The following is a 23,030-nucleotide window of genomic DNA, read 5'->3' as shown; positions in this document are numbered from 1 at the left end:
TATACGTGAAGGCTCGAGTCCGTTTTAGTCGCTATCCTGTTGTAACACGGGTGGAAACCCGTACCAGTTGGCTAGAATCGCGGGTTTTCATTCGCGTTACAGCGAGTCTACTGTATGGCAAAAACAATCAGGGCTGCTTCTGCATAGAATCACTACGAGGAGCGCGCTGTATTTAGCTGACTGCCTTTGTTTCAGCCTTTTTCAGTTGTTCGTAAAGATCTTTCTTAATAAATGTACGTTTCATGCTGTCCGTCGAATGAACAAGTACGTACCCTGCTTTCTTCAGTTGGTCGCAGGCGCGTTTGATCCGGAAATGGAATTTCTTATCCGTCGAATTGTGCACTTCGTCAAACTCTACCAGTACGATTTTGACGTCTAACTGATCCTCCACGATTGTGTCGATAACCGTGTATTCAGCCCCTTCGATCTCTAGTTTGACGATATCGACACTGTTGTGCCCTAGTGTTTCCATTAGGTTTTTCAGGCGATCAACCGGCGCTTCGATGTAGTTGCCTGACTCTTTAAACAGAAACACCGAGTGAGAGGCATAGTTTTCTCGCGTTGGTTCGTAAAACTTAAGCGTTGTTTTACTATCCCACACGCCTACTTCCACAAACGTTATTTCATTTAACTGCTCCGTCGATGTCCGATACGTAAACGGCGCATTTTCGTGAAGCGTCATCGGTTTACCCGAGACGGTGTAGTCTTTGAGCTTTTGAAAATGGTTGATACCTTCCGGAGTAGGATCAAAAATATAGACCTGAGCGTCGTAAATTACCTTCAATTCTGTGTCAAACGAAACATCCTCGCCAGCGCCAACGCAATAGCAAACCGACTTACTAGTCAAAAACTGGTCAGGAATGTGGTATCCGTGGAACATAGAACCCACATGTACTAAATTGGCAAGCGGTTTTACACCTTGTTGCGGGTGTATACCCAACATTTTTTTAGCGAGGTTCGCAGCTTTTATCATACAAGTTTGCAGTGATGGATATTTCGCTGGAACATGATGGAACCAGACATCCCAAAAATACCGCAACTATTTCAAACCACAACTCTGACCACAAAATTATATTAACAATAAGTACAAATTAATTAATAAATCACATTTACAAGTTACTATAAATACACCATTAAGGCAATTTTTACAATTGTTGATAGTACGTAAGGCGCTGGCGTTGTATAAGCCAAAAAAATCCATACCGTTGAGAAATAAAACCGTGTCGGCTCACGGAAACGTTAGGCTTGGGGCAATCGAAGGGCGTCCCGAGTTCATTGCGCAACAAGGCGGGAAAGAAAGATCAATGCTATCGGCGAAACAAAGACAAAGGACGAACCAGCCGGAACGCGGGTACTCAGTCGATCATCCGTGTTTGCATTACGTTAATTAACAAGCGTATAAAGCGAAAATACTGGCTATCAGAACGCTCGATTCATCGTTAGCCACTCCTGAATTCCGCCGACGGTCAGGACAAGAATCAGGCACATACCCAGCGCCATCAGCCCAAGGCCAATCATACCCCGTAGCTGCCAGTTGAAGCGCGAACCAAGTAACGGCTCATCCCGCTCGTCGGGTATGTATGTCAGCAGCGTTGTTGTACCCTCATCCATTTGCAACCAGCGTTTCAACTGCATATACACGTCAACCTCACGCGCCTGCCCCGTAGGGTCATAAAATTGACACTGAGCGTAATAGCTTTCCAGACTTCTCCCTATTCCCTGATCATCTTTCCTGAATTTTTTCAGAATAGTAGCCGTCACAGTGAGACCACCACTGCGAAGGTCCTGGCTTTCGTACCATAAATACCAGCCAACAAGCAGACAAAGCATGCCAACGGACAAAGCGCCAAAAGCAATTAGCAGAGGAAGGATGGTTATCGTTTGCATGATGGTTGCAGAGGTGAACAAAAGTGCAGAACCTGTCTTGGGTAACCTAAGCGAATTTAGTAACCGGCAAATGGCACGCTATAACTGGTTGATTGTTTCCGTAACTGATCGCTACAAACGATTTACTACGCTTTACCACCTTTTCCAACGGCCAGCGAATGGTGCGGACAACGCGTTATGATCATCCAAAACGCCTGTTATTGGTTCAAAACTACCCAGAGTCGTTCTCACCTTTATTGAGTCGTAAATGACAACATTCAGGGAAACATACAACCTTATCCTCACGACCCGTTGGACCGCCCCTGGCCCCTCTCCCATTCCAAGAGAGGGGCCAGGGGTATACAATCACTTGATTCGGCCCATCACTCTATCCAGATTGACGGTAGCGGTGAGGTAGTCATAAACCGCCTGTAGATAATTCGATTTGGCCTGTGTCAGCAAAAGTTCAGCGTCGGACAGATCAAGCCGGGAGGCAATACCCTGTTTCCAGCGATCGCGGGTGATGCGGTAGCCTAATTCGGCGACGCCAATGGTTTGCCGCTGAGTTTCGATACGAAGACGTGCTTCCTCCACATTCGCCAGCCCAATTTTTACCTGCGCCCGTACAATCTCCTTCAAATTCGCAACCTGCGTTTCGGTTTGCTGACGCGTAATTTGTGCCTGCTGAATTCGTGAATTCGTCCGAAAACCCGTAAAAATGGGAACGGTTAGCTGTAGGCCCATATACGAACTCACCGGCCATCTGTACTCATCTACCCGGAAATTATTGGCCTGTGATTGGGACTGAACCAGCCCGATAGCCGACAGCTTGGGTTGCCGTTCAGCGGATTGTATGGCCACCTGTTCGCGGTTCAATTGTTCGATCAATGCCAGCCGGCGTACTTCGGGACGGGCCTGGACGGCATCCTGAAAAGCGTCTGCACCAGGTGCGATGAATAAAGCGTCATCAAAACGTAGTGAATCCTGTAACTCGATCGTTTCCTGCTCGTCCAGACCCATAGTCCGCTTTAGAACCGTTTTGGTTATTCCGATCCGGTTTGTCAGTTGGATCAAGGTTGGGCGGAGATTTTCGACCGTCACGAAGGCCCGTAATGTATCCACGCGCGAGGCTCGTCCCTGCGCCAGCAACGACCGTGAATCTTTCAACGCCTGTTCGTTCCGGGCAATGCTTTGCTGCTGCAACCGAAGCTGCTCCTGCGTGATCAGCACATCCAGATAGGCTTTTTTCACATCGGTCACGACACCCGCCCGAACGTCGGTCAGGGCTTCATTGGTGGCCGCTTCATCGATCTGTGCCGCTTTAATTCCCGAACGGATACCCGCCTGAAAAAGCGGTTGCGTAGCGGCAATTCCCCCCACCAGCGCATTCGAACCGCCAACACGGAACGTAGCCAGTTGATTTTCGGGGAGTCCAACAAAACTGCCCGGCAGAAACGAAACCTGCTTGTTAAAATAATACAAATACTGGGCTGATCCCGCAATGGCTGGCAACGCATAGCTCCGCGCTTCGACCACTTTCTGGGCGTACTTGGCCGTTTCCAGCGAGGCAACCTGAATATCCCGATTTTTGTCCAGTGCGAGCTTAACGGCATTGTCCATCGTTAGCTGGCGCTGAGCCAGTGTCTGCCCCGGACCACCCCAGATCAATAGGGTAGCCAGCAGACTATAAATAAGATGTCTCATGAAATTTAGTGACTAAGACTCGTTTCGTTAACCGGCTGTAATTCGTCAGCATCGGCGTGTTTGGGCACTCTGGAGAAGTAAGAATACACGGCGGGTATGATATAGAGCGTCAGTAAACCCGCGAATAATAACCCACCGACAATCACGGTTCCGAGCGAATTGCGGCTGTTTTCCGTGAGCGCAATGGGAATCGTACCGAAAATCATGGCCAGACTCGTCATCAGAATGGGTCGGAAGCGGGAAGCGGCTGCGGCTTTGGCAGCTTCCAGCGTCGTCATTCCTGCTTCCTTGCTCTGGTTCGCAAATTCAACGATCAGAATACCGTTTTTCGTGATCAGACCAATCAGCGTAATGATCCCGATCTGGCTGAAAATATTCAGCGTCTGACCGAAAAGCCACAGGCTGAGAAGCGCCCCCGTCATGGCCATCGGCACCGTGAGCAGAATAATAAACGGATCGATCAGGCTTTCAAACTGAGCGGCCAGAATCAGATAGATCAACACCAGCGCGAAGACAAACGCAAAGAGCAGACTCGACGAGCTTTCGGCAAAATCCCTCGATTCGCCCGCCAATGCCGTTTTGATGGTCGGCGGCAGCACTTTTTTGGCAATCCGGTTCATCTCGGCCACGCCGTCGCCAATGGTCTTTCCCGGTGCTAACCCCGCAGAAACAGTCGCCGAGATTGCCTGGTCATACCGATAGATAGCCGCCGGACTAATGCTTTCCTTGAACGAAACCAGGTTGTCCAGCGAGACCACATCACCCGTTCGAGTACGCACGTACATGGACTTGAGGTCGTAGGGCGTATCGCGATCCTGTTTCTGCAACTGTCCGATCACCTCGTACTGCCGGTCGTTGAAGATAAAATAACCGTACCGCTGGCCACTCAGTGCCAGTTGCAGACTACGGGCAATTTCGGCGACGGAGATACCCAATTCAGCGGCTTTGTCCCGGTTTATCTGGAGCACCAGTTCGGGTTTGTTCACTTTCAGATCGGAGTCGGCGAAACGGAGAATCGGGCTGTTGCGGGCTTCGTCCATGAACTTCGGTAATACCGCCGTGATAGCCGCCAGGTTTGTCCCCTGCAATACATACTGAACGGGCTGAGCCTGTCCAAAGCGACTCCCGATCGTTGGGGGCTGCACCGGAAACACCATCACACCCCTGAAATTTTGCGCATTCCGGGAATAAGCATTGAACACATCCGCCTGCGTGGTCGTGCGGTCATCGGCCTTTTTGAGGAAGGTATTTTGAATGGCCATATTCACCGGAGCGGGCGGGCCAAAGGTCAACGCCAGAATGGAATATGTCTGGAACAAACCCTGCGTGGAATCGACCGAGAATTTGGCGATTTCGTTCATGTATTTCTCCGTGTATTCGTACGACGACCCTTCCGGCGCAACAACGGCCAGACTGATCTGCGATCGGTCTTCCAGCGGGGCCAATTCAGACGGAAGCTGTTTCCCGATCAGATAGATCAGGCCAAACGTAATGATCAGCGTCGGGAAGGCAACCCAGCGGTAGCGCAGGAACCAGCTCAGCGACGTTTCATACCCACGGTTTAAAGCCACGAAATAGGGCTCCGTTGTGCGGTATAGCCAGTTTGGTTTGGTATGCCGCTTCAGCAGATACGCGCTCATCATGGGCGAAAGCGTCAACGCCACAAAGGCCGATACGATGACCGATCCGGCAACCACGACCGCAAATTCCTGAAAGAGTTTTCCAGTGACGCCTGGGAGGAAAAGAATAGGTAGAAAGACCGCGGCCAGCGTAATCGTTGTGGAGATAACGGCGAAGTAGATTTCCGACGATCCCTTGAACGCAGCCTGCAACGGCGACATGCCTTCTTCGACTTTGGCGTAGATATTTTCCAGGACCACAATGGCATCGTCGACCACCAGCCCGATGGCCAGCACTAGGGCCAACAGCGTCAGGATATTAATCGAATAACCGGCCACGTACATGATGAAAAAGGCCGACACGATCGACACCGGAATTGCCACCACCGGAATAATGGTCGAACGCCAGTCGCGCAGAAACAGGAACAGGATCAGGATAACGAGCGCGAACGCGATGAACAGGGTTTCTTCAACTTCGGAGATCGAATCGCGGATTGGCTCCGTAAAATCCTTCCCGATGGTTAGCTCATACTCGGCTGGAATTTCTTTGCGGAGTTCTTTTAACCGGCGGTAGAATTCATCGGCGATGGCAACGGCATTGGCACCGCGTTGTGGTTCGACGAAGACACCAATGGCTGGCGAATTACCTTTCAGACTATTCAGGATGGCCGTTCGTTCGTTTTCAGCACCCAGTTCAGCGTAACCAATATTCTTGAACCGGATAATGCTAGTCCCCTCCTGCTTGACGATCATGTTGTTGAAATCGGCCTCTTTCGTCAGCCGACCCAGCGTCCGGACGGTCAGTTCGTTACGATCGCCCTCAATACGGCCGGATGGTAGATCTACGTTCTCTTTCCGCAGCGCCTGCTCAATATCCGACGGTGTCAATTGGTAAGCGGCTAGTTTGGCCGGGTCGATCCGCAGGCGCATCGCATATTTTTTCTCACCGGCAATACCCACCCGTTTGACGCCCGGAATGGTCTGCATACGCTCTTTGATGATCGTAGACGCCATATTACTGACTTCCAGAATGCTCCTGGTCTTGCTTTCCACAGCCATGAATATCACGATGTCGCCACTGTTGGCTTTTTCGACGATGGGCGGATCGACATCACCGGGCAGCAACCGCCGGGCTTTCGTCACTTTGTCGCGAACGTCGTTAGCGGCAGCTTCCAGATCGGCATCAAGATTAAACTCAATCGTGATCACACTGGCCGCTTCGCGCGAAACCGACGAGATGGTTCGAATGCCATTGGCCTCCCCGATCGACTCTTCCAGCGGTTTGGTAATCTGGTAGGCAATAACGTCCGGGCTCGCTCCCGGATAGGTTGTGGTAACGGTAACGATAGGCGAATCAGTGACGGGATATTCCCGAATTCCCAGATAGGCGAGCCCAACGAAACCAAACAGAATAATCAATACAGACAGTACTCCGGCCAGCACTGGCCGCTGAATACTAATTCCCGACAAACTCATGATTGGGTAAATTTTGGGACAATTGTGAACGAGAAGGTGGTGTGGATAGAAGCCTAATTGGTGGTAGAAGCGGTTACGGGAACGCCTGTATCGAGCCGCAATAAATTGGTAGTCAGCACCGTATCACCGATTGACAAACCATCCAGAATCTGCACGGTCCCTTTGGTGCGGCTGCCGGTTTTCACATCCCGCCGTTCGGCTTTGCCATGATTGAGCCGGAACAGCGAATAGCCTTTGGCATTAGGAATCAGCGCTTCCGTTGGAATTAAAATACCATCCTGAGCCACATGCAGCGCGAAGGAAATCCTGGCCGACGAACCCGGCACGAGTTTACCGCTACGGTTATCACTAACGGCTTTCACCAGCAGGCTTCGCGTATTGGCTTCCAGCTTTGGTTCGGTTGCCGTGACGTTGCCAACGAATGGACGATTGCTATTTTCGGTCATGAAACGGATCGACTGGCCCGGCCGAACATCGGATGCATACTTTTCGGGAATGGTGAAGTTGACCTCCACGCGGCTCACATCATCAAACGAACTGAGCACGGTGGCGGGGGTCACATACGCGCCAACATCGACGCGTTTGAGGCCGAGCCGACCCGCAAACGGTGCCCGGATTTCGGTTTTAGCCAGCTCGACGTCAACCATTGCCAGTTCGGCCTCTAATACATTCAGGTTGGTCAGAATCTTGTCGTATTCCTGCTGATTGACCGCTTCGGTTGACAGTAGTTCCCGGAACCGTTTTTCGTCCAGTTTCGCCAGTTTTTCCTGAAGGGCAATTTTCCGCTTTTTAGCCAGTAGATCGGCGTCATCCAGTTTGAACAGTAACGTACCCTGGCCAACATAACTCCCCTCACGAGCGTAGGCCCGAACGAGTTTACGCGCTACTTCACTCACCAGATCGACTTCCTGATTGGCGGCAATGGTTCCGGTAGTCTGAAGTTCATCGGTAACGGTTTCACGTTTCACGACAAAAACGTCGGTCGCGACTTTGCTTTCCGTTGCGGCTGCGGTTGCCTCCGTGTTGGATGGCTCCGGCTTATTGGAGAAGATTTTTGGGGTGATGAGAAAAAAGGCGACCGTTAGCGCAACGATGCCAGCGATGAACGTTTTTGTTCGATTTTTGAGCGTTTTCATTGGGAACGAGGCTGTATAGTTTTAATGTTCTACAAGTATCGAACTATAGTTGTTTTATGGCCATCGAACAAGCATTGGCGCGCTCCGGGTTCCAGCGTTTGAAAAAAACAGTGAATTTTTTTTATCGATCTGATCGTTGTAGTAGCAATTGCTGTAGCTACTTCTTTTTCTCGGAAGCCGGTAAATGAGCAAGAATTGGACAAACCAGCCTTATGAAACAGTACCAGCATCCCACCATTGACCAGATTACATTGACCGGTTTGCTGCACGCACTGAGTGATCCGGTGCGGCTGAATTTCGTACAGTGTCTGGCCAAACTTACCTGTGAGCAACCCTGCGGTGCCATTCCAACACCCGTTGCCAAATCGACCATGTCCCATCACCTGCGTGTATTGCGCGAAGCGGGCATTGTTCAGATACGAACCGAAGGGACACAGAGCCTGACGTCGTTACGGTCGCACGAGCTGGAAACGAAGTTTCCGGGATTACTGGATTCGGTGTTGAAAGCAGCCGACGAAACAATGGTAATCCAGGAAAAATAAGGTTTTCTGTCAGAACCTATAATAGGTCAAGACTACTTGTAAACGTTGATTTACTCATTTGCCGTTCAGGCATTTGCGCAGGCTATTACCTCCCAGTAAATAATTCGGAATTTATAAAACTGACCCATACGCACCGTAGAGGTTTCCCGTTTTCAGGAAAATGACCTAGTCCATGAAAACAGCCTTACTCCTCTGCGTGGTCTTATTCCCTGCTTTCGGTCAAGCTCAACGCGTTGCTCAAAAGGAGGAGACTCAGCTTTCGGCAAAGCCATTTGCGCGAAAAACGTGGCAGATCGGCATCCAGAGCGGTTACTCGAAGGCTACTTTTTTAGCGCGTAATCTGAGCAATCAGCTTCATGGTGGCTATTTCATTGCGGACAAGCTGATGCTGGGTTTGTCGGCAGGCCAGAGCCTGGAATGGTCTCAGAAGAATATCGTAACCAACACGATTTCGGTCGGTCCCGCCTTGCGTTACCACCTGACCCGAACCCGGTTGTCGCCCTTTATAGCAGGCTCGTATCGGTTTGGGCAGTACACGTATTCGGGAGAAAACGCCAGCGTTAGTTCAGGTTCATCCGGAACGCGGATTTATAGCGGTCATAGTACGCTCAATATCCACGCGCGTTCGTTGACCGCCGGTTTGAGTGTCGGCCTATCGTCGGCCCTACGCGCTGATATTGCGCTTAACTGGCAGGATGTCATCAACCCTAACCGGGAGTATGCAGTCTCGGGAAACAGCCTACTACAAGCCCAGGTTGGAGTCAACTATTCGTTTGGAACCAGATGACGGATCTTAGCGGGAACTGTCCGGGCTTCAACCGGCAGTCACTACAAATTTAGCAGCCGCTTTAGTTTGTCATAGAAGCCCGTATCGCGGAAAGTGAATCGTTTGTGCAGAATATAATTGCTGACAAAGCTCAGGCCCATACCCGTTGTATGCGACACTAGTTTATTGACATTCACCACCTTTGTGGACGAAGGAATCGTAAACGTGATCGCGGGCATGACGCTAACGGAGTATTCGTAGAGCAACGAAGAGCCATAAACGGTTATCAGGCAGGATAGTATAGAAACGAGCGTGAATTTAGCCGCTTCCCGTCTGGTCTTGGCCGAATTTTTGGCGTTGAACGCAAAGAGTTTAGTCAGATAAAAACCAATCAAAAAGGCGGCTACATAACCGGCGAGCAGGGCTTGCTCATAGGTGACGGGAAACCATTCCTGAAGTAAAGTACCTACTATAAGCTGTAATGACGCACCAATAGCAGCGACAATAAAATAAGCAATCAGATCTCTCCTGTTGAATAGTTGGCTATTCATAACGTACTTTTAATGAAGCGGCAAAGATAGATAAAAGCGCACTGTGCTTTTATGCCGTTCTGTAAACCGCGCATCGGTTCAGCAACGTTCATCGCCTTGTACCTTACCAGACTCGCTGACAACTAGAATGCCCCGATCGATTCTTTCGAATCAACCGGGGCATTCTGGTCATGCACCAGGCCGTCGATCAGATGCAGTCTTATTTTGACAATCAGCTCGCCCTGAAGGAATTACCCATTTTTGTTAAAGAAGTGCCAGTCAGCCGCGAAAAGGTCAGCGATTTTAACATCTGGACGGGCAGTTAGTCAGACAAGGTTCGTTTCGTGGATTTACCGTAACGAATCTTTTTTGGTCTTGCCAATTGGTACACCAACGCCAAACGCTCTGGGATCAGTTGGTGGGACGGTTTTGTTTTTCCGTTTTCTGCGGTTATCCTGCGGCTGAACGACCGCCGTGGGATCGGGTGTTGACTGCATCATCGTTCCCGGCCCCGACAGTGGCGTATCAACACCGGGGATTGCCACGCGCGTTGTCGGCGAAGGTTCGCGGGGAGCTTTGGTCGTATCCATATCAACTTGACCCAGACAAACTGAGCTATACAAACCAACAGACAGGAAGAATAAGATCGAACGCATACGAAAAGATAGTTAGTTGAGTAAATCGTTTTGCCTGAACAGCACCGATTCGTGTCTTATGAACTAACGGATAGAGGTAACAGTTTAGGCCGACGATAAACAGAAAGTAAACTTTGTCGACTACTGTCTTTCACGAGAGTTATTGACGCGTTTTCGCTCTCCCCTATGCTTGCACATAACCGATTCTACCGGACAACTATCCTATCCATAACTGGCCTGACCAGCCTGATCATGAGTATCTGTATGGACACGTATGCCCAGCAGAAATCCGTCGGAATCTTCGATGGGGATAACCAGATCGGCACCGCGACTCAGTCCATGCCCGCTCGCTATACGGCGTCAACGCAGGCGTATGAACTAAGCAGTATGGGGACTACTCAGGACGAATCGCATTTTCTGTGGAAACGCATTAAAGGTGACTTTATCGTCTACACGCGCGCTCATCGGTCAACGAGCGATGCTGTGCATCAAATCGGCTGGATGGCCCGAACCAGCCTGGAGCCGAACGCTCCGTACGTACGTGCTGCGGTAAACAGCAAAGGGGCCACTTCGCTGTATGTTCGCCAAACCGCCGGAGAATCGATCAACGAAAACCGCACGACACTCACCGATGCCGACATTATTCAACTGGAACGACGCGGCAACACATACACACTCCGGGCAGCCCGCTTCGGCGAACCGTTTCAGGTCAGGGAGGTTTCCGATATCAACCTGGGTGACGAACTCTATGTCGGTTTATTCGTCACGGCACTCGCCAGAAAACAGCAAACGACCTGTATGTTTCAGGACGTGCGAATTACGGTTCCGGTTAAAGTCGATGCGACGCCCGGCAGGATGGACCTTGGAAGCCGCCTGGAACTACTTGATGTCATGACCGGCAAGCGTGACGTTATTCATACGGCTCCCAACTCCATTCAGGCCCCTAACTGGACAAACGACGGCAAAACGCTGATTTACAACGGGCAAGGATTTATTTATAGCTTTGATCTGGGCAGCCGCCAGCAGAAAGTACTCAATACCGGCGAGGTCAAGAACAATAACAACGACCACGTATTGTCGTTCGATGGCAAAACACTGGGCCTGAGCAGCGGTGTCGATGAGCTAGGCGGATCGATTATTTATACCGTCCCCGTTACGGGTGGAACGCCCAAACAGATCACACCCAAAGGCCCGTCGTATTTGCACGGTTGGTCGCCCGACGGGCAGAGCCTGGTTTTCTGCGGGGCGCGAAACAACGAGTATGATGTCTACAAGATACCCGCCGATGGTGGTCCCGAAATCAGGCTGACCGATGCCAGAGGACTCGATGATGGTCCGGAATACACGCCCGACGGCAGCCACATCTACTTCAATTCGAACCGGACCGGCACCATGCAAATCTGGCGTATGAAACCGGACGGAAGCCAGCAGGAGGCCGTTACCAATGGCGAATTCCACGACTGGTTTCCGCACATTTCGCCGGATGGCAAATGGATCGTTTTCCTATCGTTCCTCAAGGACGAAGTGGCAGCGGGCGATCATCCGGCCTTCAAACACGTGTACCTGCGTCTGATGCCCATCCAGGGCGGAGCACCAACCGTTATCGCGTATGTATACGGCGGTCAGGGCTCTATCAATACTCCTTCGTGGTCGCCCGACAGCAAACGGATCGCATTTATCAGCAATACGGATGTGAGCACGCTGAGCCCTGCGGAGATAGCGGAAAACTAATCCATTCACGCCGATAGGGTATATTGTGCAGATTTTCGGGTTATAGCTCCGAACAGAAATCCATTAACCTTATCGAGTCGAATGAAAACAAGACGTGCATTTATTAAAACATCAGGCTATCTGGCAGCGGGTGCCGTTTTGCTCCCAACGCTGGCAAAGGCAGCCAAGGTAAGCAATGTTGGTATTCAGCTCTATACCGTCCGGAAAGAGATGCTGGCCGATGCTACAGGAACCCTGAAGCAACTGGCCAAAATTGGTTATAAGCAGCTCGAATCGGCCCGCAGCGACAAGGGTAATTTCTACGGCCTTCAGCCTAAAGAGATCAAAAAAATTGCGGGCGATCTGGGCATGACTGTGCGCAGTGGACACGTGCATATCGACAAGGATTGGCAGAAATCGATCGACATGGCTGCTGAAGCTGGGCAATCATACCTTGTCTGCTCATCACTACCATCGGAGGGCCAAACGATTGCCAACTACCAACGCTGTGCCGATACGTTTTCCAAAGCCGCCGAAGCCTGTAAAAAAGCCAATCTGGTCTTCGGCTATCATAACCACGAGTACGAATTTGAGAAAGTAGACGGCAAAGTGCTGTATGACATCCTGCTGGAACGTACCGATCCGAATCTGGTGAAAATGGAGATGGATCTCGGCTGGGTTATTGTCACGGGTAATGATCCGCTGACGTATTTCAAAAAATTTCCGGGTCGTTTTCCGCTCTGGCACCTTAAAGACATGGACAAAGTAAAAAAGGAAAGCACGGAGTTTGGCAAAGGGCAGATCAACATCAAAAGTATGCTGCAGAACATCGATAAATCGGGCATGAAATTCTTCTTTGTCGAGCAGGAAGAGTACCCGAAAACTGCGATGGAGAGTGCCAAGTATGATTATGATTATCTGGCGAAACTTACGTATTGATACATACCCTTGCCTTCCCTCACCGGCCCGTCGGTGAGGGAAAGCGGTATTTTTAAACCTAAAGAATTCCTACCCAAACAGACTACTTAGTTTCAATTGATCCGATCGTTAATAACCATTTTATCTACAATATAGTCTACCAGTAAAAGTATTCCGTCTATTTATAGTTACAAATACACCATTTAATATATTTTTCGTGTCTATATTGACTTTTTATAGTCTAAAGTAAAGCAAGCAGTCAATATGTTTATTTATTACATTAAACGACAACCTGAGCTGCTTTGGTAGAGCATTATGCACGCTTCAATAACCGACGAAACTGTAATTCGTTTATACTTGCCCAATCAGCCTAGTGAGTGCTTTGAGACACTTTATACTCGGTACGTCAATAAAGTTTATCGTCGCTGTTTGTCCATTACGAAGGACTCAGCCAAGGCGGAAGACTTCACTCACGACATCTTTCTGAAAGTATTTGACAAACTGGATCATTTTCAGGAACGCGCCCGCTTCTCGACCTGGCTTTATTCCATTGCCTATAATTACTGCCTGGATCAGATTCGGCTGGCCAAGCGTCTGAATACGGTTTCCATCGATGACGATGATGACTTCAATGTGGCTGATACGCAGGATTCGGCGCTCCACGAAGAAACGCTGCATCTCGTAAAACGGGCCATGGACACCCTGTCTAAAGAGGAAACTACCTTTCTGCGCCTTAAATACGAAGACGGAATGAGTATCGATCAGATCGCCGATATGTACGATATGAAAGCCAGCGCGGTCAAAATGCGGCTCAAGCGCAGCCGGGACAAGATTCATCGGCTTTATGAACAACAATACAACAGTTAATCAGCGGCTTAAATTTTTTATGTGATTTTTTAGGCAGAAAAGGTGACCGATCGATCAGGTGTTACTCTAAAATAGAAATACCTCTACTAACCCAGAACTGCTCAAGGCTCAACCACTATGGTTGGGCCTTTTGCGTTTCGAACGCAACAGACCAGCGCTTCACCAGGTTAAGTTAAGTCCAAACTCCAGCCTGGACCGGCCAAACCCGCTATCCCTTATTTTGGTAGAGTACTGGGCTTCGACTGAACGAGGTAGTGAGTCACGATATTTATCGACAGGGCTTCTGAACGTTGTAAACGATAAACGTTGTTCAGCCTCTAGACAAAGATAACCACAAATAGGAGCGGATGGATGAATCACCCTATGCCCTAAATTTCCGTATCTTTGCCAATTATTTTTTAACCGCACGGCAACTCCTGACGAACGGAGAGATCGTGCCATACGATTACTCAAGGCGTGAAGTATCAGCAATATGAGTCCCTCGATTACGCGAAGATCGCAGCCGAGGTTTTAACGTATTGGAACCAGAATCAGGTTTTCGAGCAGTCTGTCTCCAACCGGAAGGGCAGCGATACGTTTACGTTCTATGAAGGTCCTCCTTCAGCCAATGGAGCACCGGGTATTCACCACGTTATGGCCCGGACAATCAAGGATATTTTTTGCCGGTATAAAACGTTGAAGGGCTTTCAGGTCGATCGCAAAGGCGGCTGGGATACACATGGTCTCCCCATCGAATTGCAGGTCGAAAAAGAACTGGGCATCACCAAAGATGATATCGGCAAGCCCGAATCGGAAGGCGGTATCAGCGTTGAAGAATACAACCGCAAATGCCGTGAAACGGTCATGCGCTTCACCGACCAGTGGAACGACCTGACCCAGAAAATGGGCTACTGGGTTGACCTCGACAATCCGTACGTTACCTATAAAAACGAATACATCGAATCGGTGTGGTATCTGCTCAAACGGCTGTACGACCAGGAAGTGGATGGTAAAAAAATGCTGTACAAAGGCTATACCATCCAACCCTACTCACCGAAGGCGGGTACGGGCCTAAGCTCCCACGAGCTAAATATGCCCGGCACCTACAAAGACGTGCGCGACACGACCATTGTCGCCCAGTTTAAAGTAAAACGTACGGGCAAATCGTTCTTTCTGTTCGATTCAGCCCAGGAAGCGTCGAACGGCATCGAGAATGATTTGTTCATTCTGGCCTGGACAACGACGCCCTGGACACTACCCGCCAACTCGGCCCTGACCGTTGGGAAAGACATCGATTATGTACTGGTCAAAACATTCAACCAGTACACATTCCAGCCAATCAATGTTGTGCTGGCCAAGGCACTGGTGAATCGCTGGTTTAATGAAAAAGGTCAGCACGAAAGCAATAGTCTCGCGTTTGACGCTTATCTCCCCAACGACAAGATCATTCCGTGGGCGGTTGTTGACATACCCGGCTTTAAAGGGGAGCACCTGGAAGGCATTGAATACGAACAATTAATGCCGTACGTCAAGCCCGAAGGAAACGCGTTCCGGGTCATTCTGGGCGATTTCGTTACGACCGAAGACGGTACGGGCGTTGTCCATACGTCGCCCACGTTTGGTGCCGATGACTTTCGGGTAGCGCAGGCTGCGGGGATTCCGGCCATCATGGTGAAGGATGAGACCGGGAAAGATGTTCCCATTGTGGATAAACACGGCCAGTTTGTGAATGAGATCACGGATTATGCTGGTCGGTACGTGAAGGAAGAATATTATTCCGATGAGGAACGCGCCGATCCGGATTTCAAGCCGACCGATGTCCTGATTTCCATCAAACTGAAGCAGGAAAACAGAGCGTTTCGGGTGGAGAAATACGAACACCCGTACCCGCACTGCTGGCGTACCGATAAACCAATCCTGTATTACCCGCTCGATAGCTGGTTTATCCGCACGACAGCGAAGAAAGACCGGTTGGTTGAACTGAACAAAACCATCAACTGGCAACCCGAAAGTACGGGCACCGGTCGCTTTGGCAACTGGCTCGAAAACCTCGTTGACTGGAACCTGAGCCGCAGCCGATTCTGGGGAACCCCCCTGCCCATCTGGCGCAGCGAAACCGGCGAAGAGGTGTGCATTGGTTCGGTTGATGAGCTAACAAGCTACGTTCAACAAGCACAGGGCAGCGATGCACTGACGGATGAGCAACGGACAAAAAACAGTACTTTCCTGGAAAAACTGTCGGCGGGAAATTATGACCTTCACCGGCCCTACGTCGATGAGGTCTATTTCGTTTCGGAATCCGGTAAAGTCATGCAACGGGAATCGGACCTGATCGACGTTTGGTTCGATTCGGGGGCGATGCCGTATGCGCAATGGCACTATCCATTCGAGAATCAGACGATGTTCGAAAAAGCCTTCCCGGCTGATTTTATTTCGGAAGGCGTCGATCAGACACGCGGCTGGTTCTTCACGCTCCATGCTATTTCGGTTCTGCTGTTCGATTCGGTCGCGTTTAAAAACGTGGTATCGACGGGTCTGGTGCTCGACAAGAACGGCAACAAAATGTCGAAGCGGCTTGGCAACGCGGTCAATCCGTTTGATACGCTGGCGCAATTTGGCCCCGATGCGACGCGCTGGTACATGATCACCAACGCCGAACCGTGGGACAACCTCAAGTTCAACACGGAAGGCATTGGAGAAGTACAGCGGAAACTGTTTGGCACCCTGTCCAACACCTATAATTTCTTTGCGCTTTACGCGAATCTGGACACCTTCTCTTTTGACGGGCGAACGGTGCCGGTTGCTGAACGCTCGGAACTGGATCGCTGGATTCTGTCGAAACTGCAATCGCTGATTCTCGAAGTTGGTCAGCAGTTCGATAACTACAACCCAACGAAAGCGGGTCGGGCGGTTCAGGATTTTGTCAACGATCAATTATCGAACTGGTACGTTCGTCTATCGCGTCGGCGTTTCTGGGCCGGAGCATCGGATGCCGGAGAAATGACAACCGACAAACGCGCTGCCTACGAAACGCTGCACGAATGTCTGACAACCGTGTCGAAACTGATGTCGCCGATTGCACCCTTTTACGCCGATTGGCTGTATCGTAACCTGACCGGTGGCACGACATCCGTCCATCTGACCGACTTCCCGGTAGCGGAGCAAAATCTACTCGATACGGAACTGGAAATATCGATGGAACTGGCACAGGACGTATCGTCGCTGGTTCACTCATTGCGCAAAGGGCACAAACTGAAAGTTCGGCAACCGCTGAGCCGCGTGTTGATCCCGGTGCTTAATACCGACACTCGCCGACAAATCGAGCACGTCACCCCGATCATTATGTCGGAAGTGAATGTAAAAGCGGTCGAGTTTGTCGACGATGCCAGTGGTATCCTTAAAAAGAAAGTGAAGCCAAATTTTAAAGCCCTCGGCCCGAAATTCGGCAAGCAGATGAAGGACGTTGCGGCTTCGATCACCGCAATGACCGACGAGGAACTGAAGCAACTGGAAACGACGGGCACCTGGCCATTGGCCGTTGGCACCATTTCGCTGGCCGACGTTGAGATTCTGACGGAAGACATTCCGGGCTGGCTCGTGGCAAGCGAAGGCGGACTGACGGTTGCGCTGGATGTGAACGTAACGGACGACCTACGCCGGGAAGGTATCGCCCGCGATTTTGTGAATCGGATTCAAAATCTGCGTAAAGACCGCGATTTTTTGGTGACGGATAAAATCCGAATCTCGCTGGACCGTAACGACGAGTTATTAGTAGCCGCCATCGAAACGAATCGGGAGTATATCCAGCAGGAAGTTCAGGCGGTTTCGCTTGATCTGGTCAGTGATTTAAATGGATCGGCTACGGAAATTGACATGGATGAATTCCAGCTTCGCATCAAGGTAGATCGCGCGTAGGCCGATCAGACGGATTAAACAGATAGTTTCAATAAAAAAGGTTGCCTTACACAAGGTGACCTTTTTTGTTTAATTAGATACATTTATAACGACTATTTAGGTAACGTAATGCCCATTTAATGATATGCCATTGTACTATCGATAACGATGGCCTGGAAAAAGGGTAACTTTACGATACAATACATATTAATCTGGATACATATCAAGCACAGTAGTTCTATCCACACAATTTAGATACTATACGTATAATGGAAAATCTACCAAACATACTCCGTTCCTTCGTTAACAGCTATCAGGCCGTAATGTGGCGCTTACGAGAATGTCGTCTCAATGATGAACAGCTAAGTGAGGTGCTTGGCCTTAGCAGTGGGGCAGTCCGCAACCGCCGGACGAAACCTGATCTATGGAAAATATCAGAGGTAGAGTGTCTGGCCGCTCACTTTAAAATTACGACAACTGCCTGTCAGCAGATAAACAAGCTGCTTCACGATTTGCCTGCTCAGTGGGCCACGATGCCGGAATCTGAACGCAGATGTGTTGAGCGCATGTTAGCGATCCGCAAGTCGCAGTTCGAGACATACAATAATACCGATTGGCCAGTACGCCATTTACTGAAGCTACACCGTACGCTGAATCTAGCCAACGCCTGACCGAATGAGTTTGGTTGCCGAAAAGTTCAACTAACGCATAAGCTGACTGACTCCGAACAGGACGACGAACAGCAGGGTAGACAGAGCGAGTTGGCCGAGTCGGGCATTGAGTTCAACAGGGCGGTTGTGCGTAGCGACCGCCCGTCCATTTAGTACAAACAACGGGAAAGCGAGCACATAAATGTAACCCGGAAGCGGAGCCTCAGTCAGGAACGAATACGCCAGCGCGCAGAACATACCGGCAATCAGTAAGCCCCAGTGATAACGAATAGCCAGCGGCAAACCCAGGCGTGCCGGAATGGAGCGTTTACCCGTCATGGTATCCGTTTCAATATCACGGATATTATTGATATTCAGAACGCCCGTCGCAAACAAGCCAACACTGGTGGCGGGCAATAATAAAATCGGATCAAAGGAAAGCGTGTGGAGAAAATACGTTCCCAGCACACCAACCCAACCGAAAAATAGCAGCACGGCAATATCACCGAAACCAGCGTAACCATAGGGACGCTTTCCATTCGTATACCCAATAGCAGCCGCAATACTCAAGAGGCCAAGAATTAGAAAAAACCAGAAAAGCTTCGGTCCCGCGTCGAAAAAGGCGACAGTAAGCAGCCATATACCACTTACCAGCGATAGTACTGACGTCACGATAATGGCCCGCATCATCGCTTCTTTGGTGATGTCACCCGTGGCAACCGCCCGTCGTGGACCTACCCGCAGCTCAGTGTCTTTGCCCGATACGGCATCGCCATAATCGTTGGCAAAATTGGAGAGAATTTGCAGAAAGATGGTTGTTAGTGCGGCAAGTAGCGCGATCTGCCAGCTGAAATGACCAGTCGTTGTCGACGATCCAGCAGCCAGGAAACTACCCAGAATGATACTGGCTAATGACAGCGGTAACGTACGCGGACGAGCCGCAGCAATCCAATTTTTCGTCATAGGTAAATGGGTCAATGCATGAACGAGCGAACGAGTGAACGGATCATTACGATCTATTCACCCGTTCGCTCGTTCATGCATTGACTACTTAAGTATCAATTACATGCCAACGGCTTTCTTAAACTCGTCGTCTTCTGGTTTCACTTTGGAAGCGAAGAAGTGCGTTAGTTCGCCTTTTTCGTTGATCACGTATTTGCAGAAATTCCAGGTTGGTGCTTTTTCGTTCCAACCGTTCATCGACTTAGTAGTCAGCCACTTGTACAGCGGAGACTGGTTGTCGCCAACTACGTCTACTTTTTCAAACATGGGAAATGTCACCCCATAATTTTTCTGGCAAAACGCAGCAATGTCTTCGCTGCTACCCGGTTCCTGGCTGGCAAAGTTATTGGCGGGAAAACCCAGAACGACAATTTTGCTGCCGTGCTCTTTGTAGAATTTTTCCCAATCGGCGTATTGTGGCGTAAACCCACATTTCGATGCGACGTTCAAAATCACCACCTTCTTTCCTTTGAAACCACTCAGCGAAACCGGTTTGCCGTCGAGTGATTTAACCGTGAAATCATACAGACTTTTTGTAGGCGCAGCGGCATTGGCCGGGGCCGCAGCAACTTCGCTCTTATCGCTGAAGATGCCTTTGACAAGTGTTGATAGAGACATAAAACTGGATGTAATGAATGCTACGGCAACAACGGCCGACAGCAGTAGTGCTTTTTTCATGGTTAACTGGTTATACGTAAGAGTTTGGACAATACGCTATGTACGCGGAATACGAATGGCTGGATTCTACATTTTCTCAGGTACGTCTATGCCCAATAAACCCATTGACGAACGAATAGTTTCACCAACTGATTTTGACAGGATTAGCCGTGAATGTAGCTTGATTGCATCGGTTTCTTTCAGGATCGATAGCTTGTCATAAAACTGGTTGAACGTCTTCGCCAGTTCATACACATACTGCGCAATGTACGATGGAGCATAGTCGGCCCCAGCCTCAGCTACGCGCTGCGGATACTGGCTCAACAGGAACACCAGTTGCTGTTCAATCTCGTCAAGTTGCGACACCGTAACGGCCCCTTCCAGCGAAATTCCCATATCGCTGGCTTTCCGCAGAACCGACCGAATCCGGGCGTGAACATACTGAATGTAAGGCCCCGTGTTTCCGTGTAAATCGACCGATTCGGCCGGGTTGAACTGCATTCGCTTCTGCGGATCAACCTTCAACAGATAATATTTCAGCGCCCCGAGGCCCAACATCTGGAAAAGAGCTGCTTTTTCGGTCTCACTGAATTCATCGAGTTTCCCTTTGGCGGCCTCATCGGCAGCGGTAGAAGCCGCATCAATGGTTTCCTGAACCAGATCGTCGGCATCGACAACCGTACCTTCGCGGGATTTCATCTTACCCGTCGGCAGATCGACCATGCCGTAAGACAGGTGATACAAACCGTCGGCATAGGTCCGGCCCAACCGGCCCAGAATGGCAAACAATACCTTGAAGTGGTAATCCTGTTCGTTGCCCACCACCCAGATTTGCCGATCGGTATGGTAATCTTCCGCTTTCAGGTCGGTCGTACCCAAATCCTGGGTCATGTATACCGATGTACCGTCTGAACGCATGACGAGTTTCTGATCGAGTCCTTCTTCGGTTAAGTCGATCCAGACCGAGCTGTCTTCTTTCCGGTAGAAAACGCCCTTCTGCAAGCCTTCTTCAACGACTTCCTTACCCAGGATGTAGGTATTCGATTCGTAGTAGGTCTTGTCAAAACTGACGCCAATCGTACGGTACGTAGCGTCGAAGCCTTCATACACCCAGGCATTGAGCTGGCTCCAGAGCGCAACCGTTTCGGGATCGCCCTGCTCCCACAGCCGTAGCATCTGCTGCACTTCCTGCATCAGCGGAGCCGTTTTTTCCGCTTCTTCCTTCGTCACAGGCGTACCAGATTGCCACTGTTCGACCATTTCGGCAACCTGTGCTTTGTAGGCTTTGTCGAACAACACGTAATATTTCCCGATCAGGTGGTCACCCTTCAGGCCCGACGACTCCGGTGTTTCGCCATTGCTGAACAGTTTATACGCCAGCATGGACTTGCAAATGTGAATGCCGCGATCATTGACGATGCAGGCTTTGACAACATCGTAGCCATTAGCGGTCAGAATCCGACTGACCGAGTCACCCAGAAAGTTGTTGCGCAGATGTCCGAGGTGGAGGGGTTTGTTGGTATTGGGCGACGAAAATTCAACCATCACCGACTGCTCTTTCTTCGGTAGTACACCAAACGATGGATTGGCCGCAATAGCATTCAGTACATTAACCCAGGCAGCATCGGCAATGCTAAGGTTCAGAAAGCCCTGCACCACGTTGAAACCACTGACGATCGGGCTGTTTTGCGCTAACCAGGTACCGATAGCCTGTCCGATCTGGGCGGGAGCCTGCCGGAGCGCTTTGGTTAGCGAAAAGGTGACAAAGGTATAAAGTCCCTCAAATTCTTTCTTGGTTGGTTGTAAGGTCACGTCGTCCATGGTTGTCTGGAAGAGTGCCTGGATTGCCTGCTGTATGTCGCTTTTTACTTGCTCCTGTATGTCCATTCGGTTGGATTCCATTACGAATCACAAAGGTAATGCCCCAAACCACCGATTTACAAATCAGAGAACAGGGCCGCCGGTCAACTAGTGGCGATTACGACCCTGTTCTTCACGCTAAAACACCACCAATTTTCCGGCCTGACCTACCTGACTCTGCGTGTAGGATACACCCGCAACCTTCAGCCCGGTTGGATCGAGCAGGCTAATCGAGCCGCCATCATTGCTCAGCACCACCTGTTGTCCCGTAAGCGCATACACCAGCACGTCGCCGGCTGGCAGCGTTCCGGTCAGCGGTTCGCGTCGGTTCGCTTTATCAACCAAACTATAACCGGCCAGATTGATGTCATTGGGTGACGCATTCAGCATGTATATGCGTTCAGGCTTACCGGCAACCGGTTTCACCAGTGCTGCGATCAAGTGTAGGTCGGCAGTCTGTGGCGTGGGTACGGGTCCTCCCGGTGCATCGGAAATGGCGTGCCCGTTTGCATCGGTGTGGAACGACTGCGACTGGAACGCCAGAAACAAAGCCACCCACCGGTTGGTACTGGCGAAATGAATCAATATGCCGCCATCCTGCCAGACTCCGTCCTGCGCGACAAACTGCCCGACATTCCCCTGATTCATGTGAATATCGTGAATGCCACGACCGGGCTGGAAATGAAAATACTGGTCGGCCTTTGTTTCCGGACCCCAGGTTTCGCCAAAAGCATACAACACCGCATCCGGGTTATTGATAGCGCGTTTAACGTACAGATCGAGCTTATCGTTGAGATCGTTGTCCTCACCTAGCACCTCCAGCGGCAAGGGCTGCATCTGCGTCGTATCGAACAGATTTCGTCGCACAAAGTCGAGCGCCGGCCCGTTGGGTTTGCTGGGTACGGTGGTCAGACCCGTGGGCAAATTCGCCTGCGTGATTTTATCGATCAGTTCGTGCGAGTAGTTATCGCTGAAAAAGTAAAGCACTTCCGAGGGAGCCACTTGCGATTTCGCGTTAACGGCAACCCGGTACTGAACGCCCTGCTCATCTTCGATCAGGATCTGAAAATGGGCCATCTGCTGGGTAGCCCGCTGACGCTCTTTAACCCGTCCTTTTAATACACAATAGTTAGCGATTGGCATAATTGTGAGCAAAATTGTCGGACCAAAGCTACGATCCTCATCACATAGCTGAAAGCAAATAAACGCCTATTTTCGG

At 50.3% G+C, this 23,030-nt stretch carries 18 protein-coding genes and 1 pseudogene; 8 read left to right on the top strand and 11 right to left on the bottom strand.

Annotation, left to right across the window (positions count from 1 at the left end):
• Window positions 1-172 precede the first annotated feature (172 nt).
• From GK091_RS04615 to GK091_RS04595, 5 genes are all read right to left on the bottom strand, one after another.
• Window positions 173-973, bottom strand: coding sequence for an FkbM family methyltransferase (locus GK091_RS04615; protein WP_164035433.1), 801 nt, complete (start codon window positions 971-973; stop codon window positions 173-175).
• Window positions 974-1,419: 446 nt separating this feature from the next.
• Entirely contained in the window at window positions 1,420-1,887 is a 468-nt protein-coding gene (locus GK091_RS04610) for a hypothetical protein (RefSeq protein ID WP_164035432.1), read from the bottom strand.
• A gap of 345 nt (window positions 1,888-2,232) precedes the next feature.
• Window positions 2,233-3,570, bottom strand: a complete 1,338-nt coding sequence (locus GK091_RS04605) for a TolC family protein (protein WP_164035431.1) — start codon at window positions 3,568-3,570, stop codon at window positions 2,233-2,235.
• Between the two features lie 5 nt (window positions 3,571-3,575).
• Window positions 3,576-6,665, bottom strand: a complete 3,090-nt coding sequence (locus tag GK091_RS04600) for an efflux RND transporter permease subunit (RefSeq protein ID WP_164035430.1) — start codon at window positions 6,663-6,665, stop codon at window positions 3,576-3,578.
• Between the two features lie 53 nt (window positions 6,666-6,718).
• Window positions 6,719-7,801, bottom strand: coding sequence for an efflux RND transporter periplasmic adaptor subunit (locus GK091_RS04595; RefSeq protein ID WP_164035429.1), 1,083 nt, complete (start codon window positions 7,799-7,801; stop codon window positions 6,719-6,721).
• Window positions 7,802-8,013: 212 nt separating this feature from the next.
• Between GK091_RS04595 and GK091_RS04590 the strand changes: the two genes are divergently transcribed.
• A complete protein-coding gene (locus GK091_RS04590) occupies window positions 8,014-8,343 on the top strand; it encodes an ArsR/SmtB family transcription factor (protein WP_164035428.1) in 330 nt (109 codons plus the stop codon).
• A 172-nt stretch (window positions 8,344-8,515) separates the two neighbouring features.
• Window positions 8,516-9,130 (top strand): hypothetical protein, encoded by a 615-nt coding sequence (locus GK091_RS04585; protein ID WP_164035427.1) that lies wholly within the window; start codon window positions 8,516-8,518, stop codon window positions 9,128-9,130.
• A 41-nt stretch (window positions 9,131-9,171) separates the two neighbouring features.
• Here the strand turns inward: GK091_RS04585 and GK091_RS04580 are convergent, their stop codons facing one another.
• Window positions 9,172-9,660 carry a GtrA family protein gene (locus GK091_RS04580; protein ID WP_164035426.1) on the bottom strand — a complete coding sequence of 163 codons (489 nt, stop codon included), beginning with the start codon at window positions 9,658-9,660 and terminating at the stop codon, window positions 9,172-9,174.
• Window positions 9,661-9,803: 143 nt separating this feature from the next.
• On the opposite strand from GK091_RS04580, the pseudogene GK091_RS04575 reads away from it, so the two are divergent.
• Window positions 9,804-9,965: pseudogene (locus tag GK091_RS04575) on the top strand (DNA-binding response regulator); the annotation flags it as partial.
• A 24-nt stretch (window positions 9,966-9,989) separates the two neighbouring features.
• On the opposite strand, the gene GK091_RS04570 reads toward GK091_RS04575, so the two are convergent.
• Window positions 9,990-10,295 (bottom strand): hypothetical protein, encoded by a 306-nt coding sequence (locus tag GK091_RS04570; RefSeq protein WP_164035424.1) that lies wholly within the window; start codon window positions 10,293-10,295, stop codon window positions 9,990-9,992.
• Window positions 10,296-10,460: 165 nt separating this feature from the next.
• On the opposite strand from GK091_RS04570, the gene GK091_RS04565 reads away from it, so the two are divergent.
• The 5 genes from GK091_RS04565 (at window position 10,461) to GK091_RS04545 (ending at window position 18,313) form a co-directional block, all read left to right on the top strand.
• The gene (locus GK091_RS04565) at window positions 10,461-12,005 is read left to right on the top strand and encodes a TolB family protein (protein WP_246202142.1); all 1,545 of its coding nucleotides are present in this window, start codon (window positions 10,461-10,463) and stop codon (window positions 12,003-12,005) included.
• Window positions 12,006-12,086: 81 nt separating this feature from the next.
• Window positions 12,087-12,923, top strand: coding sequence for a sugar phosphate isomerase/epimerase family protein (locus GK091_RS04560; protein ID WP_164035423.1), 837 nt, complete (start codon window positions 12,087-12,089; stop codon window positions 12,921-12,923).
• Between the two features lie 294 nt (window positions 12,924-13,217).
• On the top strand, window positions 13,218-13,769 hold the full coding sequence (locus GK091_RS04555) for an RNA polymerase sigma factor (RefSeq protein ID WP_164035422.1): 552 nt from the start codon (window positions 13,218-13,220) through the stop codon (window positions 13,767-13,769).
• 456 nt (window positions 13,770-14,225) lie between these two features.
• Complete coding sequence (gene ileS, locus GK091_RS04550; RefSeq protein WP_164035421.1) at window positions 14,226-17,663, top strand: isoleucine--tRNA ligase; 3,438 nt, start codon at window positions 14,226-14,228, stop codon at window positions 17,661-17,663.
• A gap of 248 nt (window positions 17,664-17,911) precedes the next feature.
• Window positions 17,912-18,313, top strand: a complete 402-nt coding sequence (locus GK091_RS04545) for a hypothetical protein (RefSeq protein WP_246202141.1) — start codon at window positions 17,912-17,914, stop codon at window positions 18,311-18,313.
• 30 nt (window positions 18,314-18,343) lie between these two features.
• Here the strand turns inward: GK091_RS04545 and GK091_RS04540 are convergent, their stop codons facing one another.
• From GK091_RS04540 to GK091_RS04525, 4 genes are all read right to left on the bottom strand, one after another.
• Window positions 18,344-19,255, bottom strand: coding sequence for a 1,4-dihydroxy-2-naphthoate polyprenyltransferase (locus tag GK091_RS04540; protein ID WP_164035420.1), 912 nt, complete (start codon window positions 19,253-19,255; stop codon window positions 18,344-18,346).
• 99 nt (window positions 19,256-19,354) lie between these two features.
• Complete coding sequence (locus GK091_RS04535) at window positions 19,355-19,972, bottom strand: glutathione peroxidase (protein WP_164035419.1); 618 nt, start codon at window positions 19,970-19,972, stop codon at window positions 19,355-19,357.
• A 66-nt stretch (window positions 19,973-20,038) separates the two neighbouring features.
• On the bottom strand, window positions 20,039-21,838 hold the full coding sequence (gene argS, locus GK091_RS04530; RefSeq protein ID WP_164040558.1) for an arginine--tRNA ligase: 1,800 nt from the start codon (window positions 21,836-21,838) through the stop codon (window positions 20,039-20,041).
• 111 nt (window positions 21,839-21,949) lie between these two features.
• On the bottom strand, window positions 21,950-22,954 hold the full coding sequence (locus tag GK091_RS04525) for a DUF2278 family protein (RefSeq protein ID WP_164035418.1): 1,005 nt from the start codon (window positions 22,952-22,954) through the stop codon (window positions 21,950-21,952).
• Window positions 22,955-23,030 lie beyond the last annotated feature (76 nt).

The sequence above is a fragment of the Spirosoma agri genome (genome assembly GCF_010747415.1).
In the GTDB taxonomy this organism is placed as follows: domain Bacteria; phylum Bacteroidota; class Bacteroidia; order Cytophagales; family Spirosomataceae; genus Spirosoma; species Spirosoma agri.
This window is presented reverse-complemented; position numbering and strand designations above follow the sequence as displayed.